Source organism: Xenorhabdus sp. TH1 (genome assembly GCF_037260955.1).
GTDB lineage: Bacteria > Pseudomonadota > Gammaproteobacteria > Enterobacterales > Enterobacteriaceae > Xenorhabdus > Xenorhabdus griffiniae.
On the sequence record NZ_CP147734.1, the window covers coordinates 3,131,039 to 3,146,837 of the forward strand.

At 43.3% G+C, this 15,799-nt stretch carries 13 protein-coding genes, 1 pseudogene and 1 other annotated feature; of the genes and pseudogenes, 8 read left to right on the top strand and 6 right to left on the bottom strand.

Annotation, left to right across the window (positions count from 1 at the left end):
- The first annotated feature begins 323 nt into the window (after positions 1-323).
- Positions 324-800, top strand: coding sequence for a protein CreA (creA, locus tag WDV74_RS13655; protein ID WP_338883334.1), 477 nt, complete (start codon positions 324-326; stop codon positions 798-800).
- Between the two features lie 98 nt (positions 801-898).
- On the opposite strand, the gene arcA is transcribed toward creA, so the two are convergent.
- Positions 899-1,615, bottom strand: a complete 717-nt coding sequence (gene arcA / locus WDV74_RS13660; protein WP_074022800.1) for a two-component system response regulator ArcA — start codon at positions 1,613-1,615, stop codon at positions 899-901.
- A gap of 427 nt (positions 1,616-2,042) precedes the next feature.
- Complete coding sequence (locus WDV74_RS13665) at positions 2,043-2,189, bottom strand: hypothetical protein (protein WP_338883335.1); 147 nt, start codon at positions 2,187-2,189, stop codon at positions 2,043-2,045.
- 120 nt (positions 2,190-2,309) lie between these two features.
- Positions 2,310-2,425: a sequence feature (Thr leader region), on the top strand.
- A 25-nt stretch (positions 2,426-2,450) separates the two neighbouring features.
- Between WDV74_RS13665 and thrA the strand changes: the two genes are divergently transcribed.
- From thrA to thrC, 3 genes are read left to right on the top strand one after another with little or no spacing between them, the layout of a single operon-like run.
- A complete protein-coding gene (gene thrA / locus WDV74_RS13670; RefSeq protein WP_338883337.1) occupies positions 2,451-4,925 on the top strand; it encodes a bifunctional aspartate kinase/homoserine dehydrogenase I in 2,475 nt (824 codons plus the stop codon).
- The gene (gene thrB / locus WDV74_RS13675; RefSeq protein WP_338883338.1) at positions 4,907-5,857 is read left to right on the top strand and encodes a homoserine kinase; all 951 of its coding nucleotides are present in this window, start codon (positions 4,907-4,909) and stop codon (positions 5,855-5,857) included. Before thrA ends, thrB begins: the two co-directional genes overlap by 19 nt.
- Positions 5,858-5,859: 2 nt before the next feature.
- Complete coding sequence (thrC, locus tag WDV74_RS13680) at positions 5,860-7,152, top strand: threonine synthase (RefSeq protein ID WP_338883340.1); 1,293 nt, start codon at positions 5,860-5,862, stop codon at positions 7,150-7,152.
- Between the two features lie 55 nt (positions 7,153-7,207).
- Here the strand turns inward: thrC and yaaA are convergent, their stop codons facing one another.
- Positions 7,208-7,984: a peroxide stress protein YaaA gene (gene yaaA / locus WDV74_RS13685; RefSeq protein ID WP_338883341.1), complete on the bottom strand. Its 777-nt coding sequence runs from the start codon at positions 7,982-7,984 to the stop codon at positions 7,208-7,210.
- Positions 7,985-8,154: 170 nt separating this feature from the next.
- Here yaaA and tal point away from each other — a divergent pair, with 170 nt between their 5' ends.
- The gene (gene tal / locus WDV74_RS13690) at positions 8,155-9,108 is read left to right on the top strand and encodes a transaldolase (RefSeq protein WP_338883343.1); all 954 of its coding nucleotides are present in this window, start codon (positions 8,155-8,157) and stop codon (positions 9,106-9,108) included.
- A 123-nt stretch (positions 9,109-9,231) separates the two neighbouring features.
- Positions 9,232-9,807, top strand: coding sequence for a molybdopterin adenylyltransferase (gene mog, locus WDV74_RS13695; RefSeq protein ID WP_273558054.1), 576 nt, complete (start codon positions 9,232-9,234; stop codon positions 9,805-9,807).
- A 68-nt stretch (positions 9,808-9,875) separates the two neighbouring features.
- Here the strand turns inward: mog and ascB are convergent, their stop codons facing one another.
- The 3 genes and pseudogenes from ascB to WDV74_RS13710 form a co-directional block, all read right to left on the bottom strand.
- Positions 9,876-11,276 (bottom strand): 6-phospho-beta-glucosidase, encoded by a 1,401-nt coding sequence (gene ascB / locus WDV74_RS13700; RefSeq protein WP_338883345.1) that lies wholly within the window; start codon positions 11,274-11,276, stop codon positions 9,876-9,878.
- A gap of 90 nt (positions 11,277-11,366) precedes the next feature.
- Positions 11,367-12,730: pseudogene (locus WDV74_RS13705) on the bottom strand (PTS transporter subunit EIIC); the annotation flags it as partial.
- A 40-nt stretch (positions 12,731-12,770) separates the two neighbouring features.
- Positions 12,771-13,412 (bottom strand): metalloregulator ArsR/SmtB family transcription factor, encoded by a 642-nt coding sequence (locus WDV74_RS13710; RefSeq protein WP_338883347.1) that lies wholly within the window; start codon positions 13,410-13,412, stop codon positions 12,771-12,773.
- Between the two features lie 135 nt (positions 13,413-13,547).
- Here WDV74_RS13710 and WDV74_RS13715 point away from each other — a divergent pair, with 135 nt between their 5' ends.
- Positions 13,548-14,045, top strand: a complete 498-nt coding sequence (locus WDV74_RS13715; RefSeq protein ID WP_338883348.1) for a DUF2938 domain-containing protein — start codon at positions 13,548-13,550, stop codon at positions 14,043-14,045.
- A 509-nt stretch (positions 14,046-14,554) separates the two neighbouring features.
- Positions 14,555-15,742, top strand: coding sequence for a Cmx/CmrA family chloramphenicol efflux MFS transporter (locus tag WDV74_RS13720; protein WP_338883349.1), 1,188 nt, complete (start codon positions 14,555-14,557; stop codon positions 15,740-15,742).
- Positions 15,743-15,799 lie beyond the last annotated feature (57 nt).

The following is a 15,799-nucleotide window of genomic DNA, read 5'->3' on the forward strand; positions in this document are numbered from 1 at the left end:
AAAATTAACCAAGATTTTCCTTGGAATAAATTAATAGTAGAATTAGCAATATGTCAAGCATTGTCTTGGAAAATAATTCAACTTGTTAAATTATAAAGTAAAATGTATTTTCTACTAATGTGATGAATGTCGACCTAATTTCAATGGTATTAAATTTTAAAGACCATGACTTACTCGTCTTGGATACATATTCAGCTATAATGCCCTGGTTTTCCATCACAGATACATTTTCAGTGAAAATAATTTAATTAAATTCATTGGGCTACATTATATGTGAATAATAGATATTTTCACTGTATTTATTTAATTCAATTGGACTAAATATGGTAATAATGAAGAAAATAGTGATAGCGGCTACCTTACTTTTTTTGCCTGTAGTTCTGCATGCCGAAGAGATCGGTTCTGTTGACACAGTGTTCAAACTTTTTGGACCCGATAACAAGATAGTAATAGAAGCCTTTGATGACCCTGACGTGACAAATGTCACCTGTTATCTGAGCAGAGCCAAGACAGGAGGGCTTAAGGGAGGATTGGGATTGGCAGAAGATACATCTGATGCAGCCATATCCTGCCAGCAAGTTGGACCGATTGAAGTAGCAGATAAGATAAAGAAATCCCCAAAAAAAGGGCAAGTCGTCTTCCAGAAACGCACGTCCTTGGTATTTAAAAAATTGCAGGTTGTCCGCTTCTATGATCCAAAGCGTAATTCACTAATTTATTTAACTTACTCTGACAAAGTCATCGATGGTTCGCCTAAAAATGCAATCAGTGCTGTGCCGATTATGCCGTGGAAAGAGTGAATAACTCATCACCGAAACAAGAAAAGCCCTGATGCCATAAGACATACGGGGCTTTTAAGATACGCCATGTAGAAAATCTACTTACTAAAAAGTATTAATTAGTCTTCTAAATCACCACAGAAACGGTAACCTTCACCGTGGATGGTCGCAATAATTTCTGGGGTATCTGGTGTCGATTCGAAATGTTTACGAATACGACGAATAGTCACATCAACAGTACGATCGTGAGGTTTCAGTTCACGGCCCGTCATTTTTTTCAACAATTCTGCGCGAGTTTGGATTTTTCCTGGATTCTCACAGAAATGAAGCATCGCACGGAATTCGCTACGCGGCAGTTTGTAATGATCTCCCATCGGGCTAACCAAAGATCGGCTATTAATATCCAACTCCCATCCATTGAACTTATAACTTTCAACTTGGCGACGCTCTTCACCTGGATGACTCAGGTTCATTGTCCGCGAAAGCAAATTACGTGCACGGATGGTTAATTCACGTGGGTTAAATGGCTTAGTTATATAATCATCAGCACCGATTTCGAGACCAAGAATTTTGTCCACTTCATTATCACGGCCGGTTAAGAACATCAACGCAACATTTGCCTGCTCACGTAATTCACGGGCAAGAAGTAAGCCATTTTTACCTGGCAGATTGATATCCATAATGACTAAATTGATATCGTTATCTGACAAAATGTTGTGCATTTCTGAACCATCATTGGCTTCATACACAACATACCCTTCAGCCTCAAAAATACTCTTAAGGGTATTGCGTGTGACAATTTCGTCTTCAACAATCAAAATGTGCGGGGTTTGCATGGTTGCTACCTAAAATCGCTAAAAAACAGAATCTGTATGGCACAAGCTGCTATTATTAAAAGAAAATATGCTGATCTTGTTCTGAATGACAGAAAACCAGCTTATGCCCGAAATAAACGTTTTGATATGTTTTACGCTAAAAGCTAGCGTCGCTTTCCTAGAGGGCACATACCCGATTAAACGAGGCTTCTATATTAGTCTATTAACAGCAATATAACAGCTAGTAATGCATTTGCCTTCTAAAAAAACTAACTTTTGTTGATACATATCAAAATCAATTGTAGCACGTTAACATTAATTGTAATTGTTAATTTTTATCCAGGCCATTTGTTATTAAATTGAATAAATTGCGTTAATGAATGTTAAATTATCGTGAATACTTACAAAGATTCACTTGACATTAAAATATCCAGATGACACTTTTTTATCATAAAGACAAAATAATTACAAAATATGTTTTTTGTAAAATTAAATGCTGATAAATAACCTGATTAACCAAATAATGATTTGCCACTTGGGCTATATTTTGAATAATTTCAATACGGAAAATGACGTTTTTTTCTTCTTTCGCCATAAAAAATATTTGACATTGACCACAATTTAATTTAACCAATAGGGGGTCAAGCGGATCAAAAAGACAGACAGGAAACTATGCACCACATCAGCCCGAAAAAAATGGTTCTTGCAAACACCACTACAACCATTACTACAACCACGATTACCACCGGAACCATGAGTTGCGGTGCGGGCTGACGCATACACATAAAACAACAATAAGCCCGTATCCCACAAGATACGGGCTTTTTTTTGGACAGAAATCAGGAGAAGAACGTTAATGCGAGTATTGAAATTTGGCGGAACCTCAGTTGCGAATCACCAGCGTGTACTGAGTGTTGCAGATATCGCCGAGAATGAGTTATCCCTTGGGCAAGTTGCCTTAGTACTTTCTGCACCAGCAAAAATCACAAACCATCTGGTGGCGATGATCGAAAAAACGGTTGCCGGGCAAGATATTGTTTCCAACATGAGTGATGCTAGCCAAATCTTTACTGATTTGCTGTCAGGATTGAAAGAGCAACAGCCAGGGTTTGATTATGAACGTCTGAAAGGACTAGTAGAACGTGAGCTAGCCAGCCTTAAACAGACTCTGCACGGCATTTCCTTGTTAAAACAATGCCCAGATAGCATTAATGCCTCCCTGATCTGTCGTGGCGAAAAACTGTCGATTGCCATCATGGAATCCGTATTACAGGCTCGTGGTCATAAAGTGACTGTCATTGATCCGGTCAAAAACCTTTTAGCGCATGGGCATTGTCTCGAATCCACCGTCGATATCCATGAATCGTCCAAACGCATTGCAGCACTTAACATTCCTGCTGACCATATTATCCTGATGGCGGGTTTCACTGCGGGCAATGAAAATGGCGAATTGGTCGTGTTGGGACGCAACGGTTCTGACTATTCAGCCGCAGTATTGGCAGCATGTCTACGTGCGGATTGTTGTGAAATCTGGACGGATGTAGACGGTGTTTATACTTGTGATCCAAGGGCAGTGAAAGATGCACGCTTACTGAAGAGTTTGTCATATCAGGAAGCAATGGAATTATCTTATTTCGGCGCGAAAGTCCTCCATCCTCGCACTATCGCCCCGATTGCCCAGTTTCAAATTCCTTGCCTGATAAAAAATACTGCCAATCCCGATGCACCGGGTACTTTTATTGGCGATGCACGCATTAATGATGGGCAAAAAGACCAGAACATGCCGATTAAGGGCATTACGAATCTAAATCATATGGCGATGTTCAACGTTTCTGGCCCTGGCATGAAAGGTATGGTCGGGATGGCGGCACGGATCTTTTCCGTCATGTCACGCAAAGGTATTTCCGTTGTATTAATCACACAGTCTTCGTCAGAATACAGCATCAGCTTCTGTGTACCACAAAAAGAATTGGCAAAAGCACAAAAGGCACTGACAGAAGAATTTTACCTGGAGCTGAAAGATGGAGTGCTTGATCCCATCGACGTGATCGGTAATCTTGCCATTATTTCTGTCGTTGGCGATGGTATGCGCACTCAGCCAGGAACGTCTGCCCGCTTCTTCTCCGCATTGACTCGCGCCAATATCAACATCATTGCCATCGCGCAAGGCTCTTCTGAACGTTCCATTTCCGCCGTTATTGAAAACGATGCCGCGACCACAGCTGTTCGTCTTTGCCACCAAATGCTGTTTAACACCGCTCAGGTTGTTGAAGTCTTCGTTGTCGGTGTGGGGGGGGTAGGCAGTGCGTTGATCGAACAAATACGTCGTCAGCAAACCTGGCTCAAACAGAAACACATCGATCTGCGCGTCTGTGGTATTGCTAATTCCCGCGCTTTATTGACTGATGTACAAGGCATCTGTCTGGATAACTGGCAACAGGCTCTCTCAGAAGCCACCGAACCTTTTAGCTTGAGTCGCCTGATCCGCCTTGAAAAAGAGTACCATCTCCTGAATCCTGTCATTGTCGACTGCACTTCCAATCAGTCGATTGCGGAACAGTATGCAAGTTTCCTCAGCGATGGCTTTAACGTTGTCACCCCCAATAAAAAAGCCAATACCTTATCAATGGCTTATTATCACCAAATCCGTCAGGCCGCCGAGAAATCGAAACGTAAGTTCCTGTATGACACTAACGTAGGGGCTGGATTGCCGGTTATCGAAAACTTACAGAATCTGCTTAATGCCGGTGATGAATTAGTGCAGTTCAGTGGCATCCTGTCGGGTTCTTTGTCCTATATTTTCGGTATGCTGGATGAAGGTATGACGCTGTCACAAGCGACCTGGCTAGCCAAAGAGAAAGGCTTTACTGAACCCGATCCACGCGATGATCTCTCCGGCATGGATGTTGCGCGGAAGCTGCTGATCCTGGCACGTGAGGCAGGTTATGAACTGGAACTGGACGATATTCATGTCGAACCCGTTCTGCCTATATCGTTCGACGCCAGTGGCGATGTTGATAGTTTCCTGCAACATTTACCGCAACTGGATCAGGAATTTAGCCAACGTGCAAAACAAGCCGCAGAACAAGGAAAAGTATTACGTTATGTTGGCTTAATTGAGCAAGGCCGTTGTACAGTGAAAATTGTCTCTGTTGATGGCAACGATCCGCTTTATAAAGTCAAAAATGGCGAAAACGCTTTAGCTTTCTACACCCGTTATTATCAACCCATTCCGCTGGTATTACGTGGTTATGGCGCAGGAAATGATGTAACGGCAGCCGGTGTTTTTGCTGATATATTACGCACTCTATCATGGAAATTGGGGGTTTAATGGTTATCAGGGTTTATGCGCCTGCCTCTATCGGGAATGTTGGCGTCGGATTTGATGTGCTTGGCGCAGCAGTTTCTCCCATTGATGGCTCGTTACTTGGAGATTGTGTCTCTGTAAGAGAAGCTGATAGTTTCAGTTTGAATAATAAAGGACAATTTGTTGGCAAATTACCGGCCGATCCCAAACAGAATATCGTCTATCAATGCTGGCAGCTTTTTTGTCAACGACTGGGAAAAGACCTGCCCGTTACCATGACATTAGAGAAAAATATGCCGATCGGTTCGGGATTAGGCTCCAGTGCCTGCTCTGTCGTCGCCGGTTTAGTCGCATTGAATGAATATGCTGGTCGCCCATTTAACCAACACCAGTTGCTGGAGATGATGGGAGAATTAGAAGGACGTATTTCCGGTGGTGTTCATTATGATAATGTCGCTCCCTGCTATTTAGGCGGATTGCAATTGATATTATCTCAGGAAGATACCACCTGTCTGCCTGTTCCCACATTTGCGGATTGGCTATGGGTAATGGCTTATCCCGGCATCAAAGTATCGACAGCAGAAGCCCGTGCAATCCTGCCCAATCACTATGCCCGTGAGGACATCATTGAGCACGGACGTCACTTTGCTGGCTTTATCCATGCCTGCCATACCCAGCAATCAGGGTTGGCTGCCAAATTAATGCAAGATGTTGTGGCAGAACCTTATCGCACACAACTGTTACCCGGCTTTGCTCATGCACGTGATGCAGTCAAAACATTAGGAGCGCTGGCGTGCGGCATTTCCGGCTCCGGCCCGACACTGTTTGCCATTTGCCATGAAATGGCTGTAGCAGAAGAAGTTGCACAGTGGCTGCAACAACATTACATACAGAATGATGAAGGCTTTGTACACATTTGCCGTCTGGATCTCGCAGGCGCACGACAGGTAAAGTAACCATGAAATTATATAACTTAAAAGATAACGGTGAGCAGGTCAGTTTTTCACAGGCGGTAAAACAAGGATTAGGTAAACAGCAGGGCCTCTTTTTTCCGCAGAATTTGCCAGAATTCAGCCGTAATGAAATTGACGATTTATTGAAATTGGATTTTGTCAGCCGCAGCCAACACATTCTCTCTGCTTTTATTGGCGATGAAATTCCCACAGAACAATTGGCAGCCCGCGTAAAAAACGCGTTTGCCTTCCCCGCCCCTGTAGCAACTGTCGAAGATGATATCGCTTCACTGGAGCTTTATCACGGTCCGACACTGGCGTTCAAAGACTTTGGTGGCCGTTTTATGGCACAAATTCTTGCTCAAATTGCAGGAGAGCAGCCCGTCACAATTTTAACTGCAACATCCGGTGATACCGGCGCCGCAGTGGCCCATGCTTTCTATGGCTTGCATAACGTACAGGTGGTGATCCTTTATCCCGAAGGCAAGATCAGCCCATTGCAGGAAAAACTCTTTTGTACTCTGGGTGGCAATATTCATACAGTTGCTATCAAGGGGGATTTCGATGCTTGCCAGGCATTGGTCAAACAGGCTTTTGATGACGAAGAACTGAAACAGGCTTTACATCTCAACTCAGCTAACTCAATTAATATCAGCCGCCTACTGGCACAAATCTGTTATTACTTTGAAGCCGTTGCGCAGATCCCCGCAGAAAAACGTGAGCAATTGGTCATTTCCGTCCCAAGCGGAAATTTTGGTAATTTAACCGCCGGGCTGCTGGCAAAATCATTAGGACTACCGGTAAAACGTTTTATCGCGGCAACCAACGTCAATGATACCGTTCCTCGTTATCTAGCGGCAGGTAAGTGGCAGCCACACCAGACCATTCCGACGCTATCCAATGCCATGGATGTCAGCCAGCCCAATAACTGGCCACGTATTGAAGAATTGTTCAAACGCAAAGGCTGGGCACTGAGTGAACTGGCAAACGGGGTTGTGGATGACTCAACCACTCAAAGCACCATGCGCGAACTGGCGGCAAAAGGCTATATTTCCGAACCACATGCTGCCATCGCTTATCGCGTTCTGCGAGATCAATTACAAGAAGGGGAATATGGCTTGTTCCTGGGCACTGCTCATCCAGCCAAATTTAAGGAAAGCGTCGAAGCCACTCTCGGCCAACCATTGTCCTTGCCACAAGCGTTATCTGAGCGCGCAGATCTGGACTTGTTATCCCACTTTATGCCCGCTGACTTCTCAACATTGCGTGAATTTTTGATGGAAAAAACATCGAAATAACATGGCATTTATCACTCCGCCTATTTATAGGTGGAGTGATATCAGGTATTGAAAATTAATGTTGCTCAGAACGCTTAAATACCAACTCATCTCCTTTAGAAAGAGATTCATCAAAAGCGTATCCTTCCAGATTGAACGCCACCAGTTGTGCTGGTTCGGTCAGTTGGTTCTGAATAATAAAACGACTCATCAGGCCACGGGCTTTTTTAGCATAGAAACTAATGACCTTGTATTTGCCATTTTTTTCATCCAGAAAAACAGGCTTGATAATTCTGGCTGCCAGCTTTTTGCTATTTACTGATTTAAAATACTCATCTGATGCCAGATTGACCAGAATCTCATCACCTTGCTGTTCCAGAGCCGCATTTAAATTTTCAGTAATGCGGTCGCCCCAAAACTGATACAGATCCTTACCACGTGGATTTTCCAGCTTAATACCCATTTCCAAACGATAAGGCTGCATCAAATCGAGAGGACTCAAAACGCCATACAGACCAGATAAAATTCTTAAATGTGTTTGGGCAAAATCAAAATCGTCAGCAGAAAAAGTTTCAGCCTGCATACCGGTATAAACATCACCTTTAAATGCCAAAATCGCCTGGCGGGCATTGTCTGGCGTGAAATGGGGCTGCCATTCACCAAAACGAGCAGCATTCAATCCTGCCAACTTATCACTAATATTCATCAAACTGCCGATTTGCGCAGGCGTTAAAGTCCGGCAAATCCCGATCAATTGTTGGGCTTCCGCCAATAACAGTGGTTGACTATATTTTTGTGTTGCAAGTGGGCTTTCATAATCAAGTGTTTTTGCCGGTGAAATGGTAATAAGCATTATTTTTTCCTAATAATCCAGACTTCCCTCACTTTAGCAAAAAAGACAAAAAGAGGAGAATCTTAGCAAGAGAATTTTCCTACCTTACAGCCGCGCCTGACCATGTTATTATCACCAGATGGCGAGGCAATGTTGCCAAAAATTTTACGTATAACGATGAGATATTAAACATGACCGATAAACTGACTTCCCTGCGTAAACTGACAACAGTAGTAGCAGATACCGGGGATATTGAGGCGATGAAACTGTATCAGCCGCAAGATGCGACCACCAACCCTTCCCTGATTTTGAATGCAGCACAAATTCCAGAATATCGCCAACTGATCGATGAAGCTGTTGAATGGGCGCGTGGTCAAAGCGATTCCCGTGAACAACAAGTTATTGATGCCAGCGATAAATTGGCTGTCAACATTGGCCTGGAAATTCTGAAACTGATCCCTGGCCGTATCTCCACTGAAGTTGATGCACGCCTGTCTTATGACACCGAAGCAAGCGTAGCGAAAGCAAAACGTCTGATCAAGTTGTACAACGAAGCAGGTATCAGCAACGATCGCATTCTGATCAAACTGGCTTCTACCTGGCAAGGTATCCGTGCTGCGGAACAACTGGAAAAAGAAGGCATCAACTGTAACCTGACTCTGTTGTTCTCCTTTGCCCAGGCACGTGCTTGTGCAGAAGCGGGGGTCTACCTGATCTCTCCATTTGTTGGCCGTATCCTTGACTGGTATAAAGCAAATAGTGACCAGAAAGAATTCGCACCGCATGAAGATCCAGGCGTGATTTCCGTTACTGAAATTTATCAGTACTACAAAGAACACGGTTACAACACGGTTGTTATGGGTGCAAGTTTCCGTAACGCGGGTGAAATTCTGGAACTGGCAGGCTGTGATCGCCTGACAATCTCTCCAGCATTGCTGAAAGAGCTGTCAGAAACAGCGGGTGAAGTTGAACGTAAATTGGGTTATGAAGGCGAAATCAAAGAGCGTCCAGCACCAATGACTGAAGCTGAGTTCTACTGGAACCATCACCAGGATGCAATGGCAACGGAAAAACTGGCAGAAGGTATCCGTAAGTTTGCAGTAGACCAAGGCAAACTTGAAAGCATGATCGCTGACTTGCTGTAATTTCAAGCGATACGCTATTTTTTCTTGTACAAAGGCGACAAAATAGGTCGCCTTTTGTTTATTTCACGTTACCACCCACAAATTTTATTATTTTTCCTATTATTATAATTAATTGAGGTTTGTATGAATGTATTGCGCATTGGCCTCGTGTCTGTTTCCGATCGTGCTTCAAACGGTGTTTATCAGGATAAAGGGCTGCCCGCACTGGAAACATGGCTGAAAAAAGCGATTACCACACCTTTTAGCGTAGAAACCCGCCTTATTCCTGATGAGCAAATCCTGATTGAACAAACATTGTGTGAATTGGTCGATGAACTGGGCTGCCATTTGGTACTCACCACGGGGGGAACAGGACCTGCGCGTCGTGATGTCACGCCAGATGCAACGTTGGCAATTGCTGATCGTGAAATGCCCGGATTTGGGGAACAGATGCGTCAAATCAGCCTTCAATTTGTGCCAACCGCCATCTTGTCCCGACAAGTCGGCGTGATCCGCAATCAAGCACTGATTCTCAACCTTCCCGGACAACCGAAAGCCATCGCAGAAACACTGGAAGGATTAAAAGACGAAAATGGCAAGGTATTGGTAGCGGGAATTTTTGCCAGTGTTCCCTATTGCATCCAATTGCTGGATGGCCCTTATGTGGAAACGGCTGAAAGCGTTGTCGCCGCGTTCAGGCCGAAAAGTGCACGTCGTTAAAAGTCCAATTCATTGAATACCATAAAGGTTCTGAACAGGCTCAGAACCTTATGGATAAAAAAATAGAATTACTCACCCAAACTACTGCCATTGGTTTCAATCACCCGCTTATACCAATAAAAACTCTTCTTACGACGTCGCTCCAATGAACCGGTTCCTTGTTCATTCTGGTCAACATAGATATAACCATAACGTTTGCTTATCTCACCTTTTGAAGCACTGACCAAATCAATCGGCCCCCAACTGGTATATCCCATAATATCCACACCATCTTCAATCGCTTCTCTGACCTGGATAAGATGATCGCTAAGGTATTGAATACGATAATCATCCCGAATACTGCTATCCGCTTCCGGTGTATCTTTCGCACCCAAGCCATTCTCAACGATAAACAAAGGTTTCTGATAGCGATCCCATAGCAAATTCAATATCGTGCGTAACCCAAGGGGATCTATCTGCCAACCCCATTCTGAACTAGGCAAATAAGGATTAGTCACCATATGCAGAATATTACCCTGCTGTTTCTGGTATTCCGCCTCATCTGCGGTCATACAGCCGCTCATGTAATAACTAAATGAGATAAAATCAACCGTATTTTTCAGATCATGCTTATCTTGCTCTGTAATCGTCAGTTCAATGCCATTCTCGCGAAAATAACGCAACATATAGCCAGGATAATTCCCACGGCTTTGGACATCGCCAAAAAACAACCACTTTTGATTTTTCTGAAGCGTTGCCAATACATCTTCGGGTTTACAGGTTAATGGATACATCAAACCACCCAGCAACATATTACCAATCTGGGCATCAGGAATGATCTCTCGGCACAATTTCACTGCCCTGGCGCTGGCAACCAATTGATGGTGAATAGCTTGATAGATCTCTGATTGAGTACTGTTTCTCGATAATCCAACACCTGTCAGCGGTTCATGCAGCGACATATTGATTTCATTAAATGTCAGCCATAACTTCACTTTACTCTGGTAGCGATTAAATACCGTGCGCGCATAGTGTTCAAAAAAGGCGATCAATTTGCGATCTCCCCACCCGCCATATTTTTTGACTAGCGTCCACGGCATTTCATAGTGAGATAATGTGATCAAAGGTTGGATGCCATATTTGGCCATTTCGTCGAATAGTCGGTCATAAAATGCCAGGCCCGCTTCATTGGGTTGCTTTTCATCCCCATGAGGAAAAACCCGGCTCCAGGCAATCGAGGTACGTAAGCATTTAAATCCCATTTCTGCAAACAGGGCGATATCTTCGGGGTAACGGTGATAGAAATCGATAGCAATATCCTTGAGATATCGAGTTTCATCCGCAGGATCACGTTCAACAACGGGGCCAGTAATCCCTTGTGGCAAAACATCTGAAGTGGAAAAACCTTTTCCATCCGTCAAATAAGCACCTTCAACTTGATTGGCAGCAATCGCGCCTCCCCATAAAAAATACGTTGGAAACTGTTTCATGCAAACCCTCCCCTCATGGATATTTAAGGCTTATGTAGGAATTCAGATTGGTTTTTTATCGGTATTGTTTTCTGTAGGTGAATTGGTAACAGCAGGCAGGCCAAATAACCACGTCAAAATGGTCGCGATAATAAACGCCAGCAATGTGCCAATCATTGCGCCCCATACGGTATTATCGATTCCTGATGGCGGGATCATTTGAGTAAAAGTAAAAATATTGCTTAGTCCTATTGAATAGACAGCACTTTGGTAATAACCAACCACAGAGCCACCAATCGCACCAGCAATACAGCCAAAGATAAACGGCCAACGGTAAGGCAGGGTAACCCCATAAACCGCAGGCTCAGTGATACCAAAGATACCGGCGGTAACAGCAGAGCCAGACAACATTTTTTAGCATCGCGGGTACGCAAGAAAACGCCCAATGCAGCCCCCGTTTGCCCTATTACGGCCGGTAACAACAAGGGAGTTAACGTATCATGCCCCAAAACCGTTAAGTTGTTGAACATGATTGGTACTAATCCCCAATGCAGCCCAAAAATGACACAAACTTGCCAGATTGCTCCCATAATTGCCCCTGCCAGAGCCGGTGCAAACTCATACACTGCCTGATAACCATAAGCCAATGAATGGCTTAGCGATGTCGCCACTGGCCCAATGACAATAAAGACGAGTGGAACAACCAACATCAGGCAGACAAGGGGAGTAATGAAGGTTTTAATGGTGGCGGGCAGGCGTGAATCCAATTTTTTCTCTATTTTACAGCTTATCCAAGAGGCAAAAATAATGGGGATCACAGAAGAGCTATAATTCAAAAATGAGAGTGGGATACCCATAAAGTATTCAGTTGTGCTGCCAGCAACTATAGATGCCTCGAAAGCAGGGATAATTATGGGATGTACCAAGGCTCCGCCAATTCCCATTGTAATAAATGGATTGCCCCCAAACTTTTTGCCTGCGGTATAGCCAAGTAATAAAGGGAAAAAATAAAACAACGAGTCACTGGCGGCATACCAGATACGATAAGTACCGCTGTCAGGTGTTAGCCAATGAAATGCAATGGTAACGGCAAGCAAGCCTTTTAAGATCCCGGAAGCTGCCATTACCCCTAAAAATGGGGTAAAGATACCCGAAATAATATCGATAAAATGGTTAAATAAGTTATCGCGCTTGCCAGTTGGATTTGGCATTGAAGGTGTTTCATCAGAAGATGCCAACACTTGTTGGATAACCTGATATACCTCTTTGACTTGATTACCAATCACAACCTGAAATTGCCCACCACTTTCGACAACCGTAATGATATCGGGATGGGCTTTTAGTTTATTGATATCAGCGAGTGAACGATCCCATAGTTTAAAACGCAACCGAGTCGCACAATGAACGAGACTGGCAATATTTGCTTTACCACCAACACCCACAATGATTTCATGGGCCAGTATCTGGTATTTCATGCCATTTCCCTCATTTTCTGCACTGCCTGTGCTTAAAAAATCAAGATTTTGTTTTGATCCCCATTCCGGCCTCTTTCCAACCCGAAAAACCTTTTTTAAACCGACGGGCTTGAATTCCCTTAGCACGCAGCAATGCGAGGGCATTGGCAGAAAGCACGCAATAAGGGCCACGGCAATAAGCGATCAATTTCTGATGAGTAGCCAATTCATCCAGTCTGTTCTCCAACTCATTAACAGGAATATTAATGGCATTGGGTAAATGGCCTTGTTCAAACTCTTCTTCGGGTCTGACATCCAGTAATATCGTGCTGTTTTCCTTAATTCTGTCCAACAACTCATCCCATGAAATTATTTCCTGGTTGTTTGAATCATCAATCAATCTGCGCATTTCTTCGCGGTTAAATTCGGCATATCGCTGGAGTACGGAAATAACCTCCATAATGGGTCCTTCGCTCTGACGATAAAACACATGCTTGCCTGATTTACGGGACTGAAGTAACCCTGCACGTTTGAGCTGCTGGAGATGCTGGGAAGTATTAGCAATTGACAAACCGGAAAGCTCTGATAGCTTTTCCACGGAATGTTCAGTGTTAACCAAACATTCAAGTAGTGCCAACCGATGAAGATTTCCTAGTACCTTAGCAATTTCCGCAATCTCGACAATAAGTTGTTTATCAAACATTGACTTTACGCTTCCACCATTATTACACTCAATGCATTAATTGAATGTAATGGTATCAGAGTTTCTATGCCATTTCGAGTACTTGCTGATTGATTGACCATTAATAGATAGCCACAATTCGGAGGATCGCAACAGATGAATGAAGGATTGGAGTTTATTGTTTATTCTGTACTGATTGGCGCTGGTGCAACGGTTGTTATGGATCTTTGGGCGGTTTTCATAAAACGGTGTTTCGGCATTCCCTCACTGAACTATAGCATGGTAGGACGCTGGATTGGGCATATTCCCAAAGGTAAATTAACCCATACTAGCATTCTACAGGCTGAACCGGTGAAAGGTGAAACCGGAATTGGTTGGTTTGCTCACTATTTGATTGGCATCATTTTTGCCGGCCTTCTGTTACTCATTTATGGTTTAGATTGGGCAAAAAACCCAACTTTTCTGCCAGCTTTAATTATCGGTATCGTTACTGTAGTTGCCCCTTTCTTCATTATGCAACCTGGAATGGGACTGGGGATGGCTGCATCTAAAACACCGGCTCCCAACACAGCCAGATTAAGAAGCCTGATAACACATACTATTTATGGTATTGGTCTATATTTATCTGCGTTATTATTAACATTATTTTCTTGATTTTATTTTTAAGTAACCGTCGATAAATTTGTATTATTTTTATCGACGGAATATACATTTTTACTTTCACCTCTTTTTCTTATTGTTATCCAATTTGGATCTTATCCATCATTTTTGCTGTTTCAGCCGGAATGGAATTTATCGTAAGTTTTAGACTGCTTACGCATATACCAATCTAATTTCAAGATGCGTGTGATTTCTCCACGCTTTGCGGGGAAAAATCAGGTTTCATATCGTGTTGTAAATTGCAACTTGAAGTTTAATGCGTATAGAAATATTGGATAGATTTAAACCAGTCAGACGCCAAAATATCCCTATAGATATTTCCCCAATGAATTAATTTGATGACCCAAGGTGGATGAGCCAAAACTCATCGGCCAAATTTATTTTTTCACTGTTATTTTTAAGCGCTTATTTTTGATAAATTGAGCTTAAAACACAAACAATAAATTGTTTAATTGAATAACAATACTGTACTCTACCTTTAGTCAACAACTCTGGAGTTCACTATGTCTATCTCAAATGTCACCCAATCAAAGATCCCTATAGCAGTCTATCTCCTTGGTTTAAGTTTGTTTGCAATGGGAAGCGCTGAATTTTTAATTTCAGGCGTGTTACCGAAGATTGCCGAAGACTTGCAGGTTTCTTTACCCTCCGCAGGTATGTTGATTTCAGCCTTTGCCATTGGTGTCTTGTTGGGAGCACCACCGTTGGCTGTGGCAACACTGCGCTGGCCAAAACGCGCAACGTTGTTAATCAGTCAAGCATTATTTGTTGCGGCTACTGCCATTGGAATGCTTGTGCCAGACTATTGGTCATTGTTGATTGCCCGCATTGTAAGTGGTGTAGCTTACGCTGGGTTTTGGGCCGTTGCTGCAACGACAGCCGTTAATTTAGTGGCTCAGGATCGTACCGCTAGGGCATTATCCATTGTGGTGAGTGGACTAAGTTTAGCAATGGTTGTCGGAGGGCCACTGGGAACCATGATCAGTGATATAGCTGGTTGGCGTGCAGGTTTTTGGGCTGTTGCAGTAGCAACTTCAATTACAGCATTTGCTTTGTGGTTCATGCTGCCTGACATACAAAGCAAGGGACAGGAACTTACATTGCATACTGAACTAAGAGTCATGGCTAAACCCAAATTGTGGATTGCGTATGGCACTACCATATTCACAACAGCAGCTTACATGGCGACATTTGGCTACTTAGGCGCATTGCTTATTGATACGAGTCAATTAGCTGTTGCTTGGTTACCCGCAGTGCTCTCCCTTTTTGGTATTGGCGCTTTTATCGGGTTAACTATTGGTGGGAGGACAGCCGATAAATATCCATTCAAGACTCTGGTTATTGGAACACTTGGCGTAATTGTTATTTCTCTCGCATTGGCTGTTTGGGCAGAAAATTTGATAGCGGCAATTTGTTTGGTATTTCTACTTGGGATGTTTGGCTTTGTTGTTAACCCTGCTGTGATGAATAGGGTTTACACAATCGCAGCAGATGCGCCAACACTAGCCGGGGCAACCAATGTATCAGCTTTTCAATTTGGGATTACATTAGCTCCCTTATTGGGTGGATTAGCTATAAAGGCAGGTTATGGGTTACCTTCTGTGGGTTGGATTGGAGCGCTATTAGCAACAGTAGCTATTATTCCAATTTTACTTGATGCCTATTTTCATAATAAGAAATATTCGGTTTAATTAACTCATTCCCTGATGATATTGTCGATCGCGATTACTGCAAAGGTGTTCTGTGGG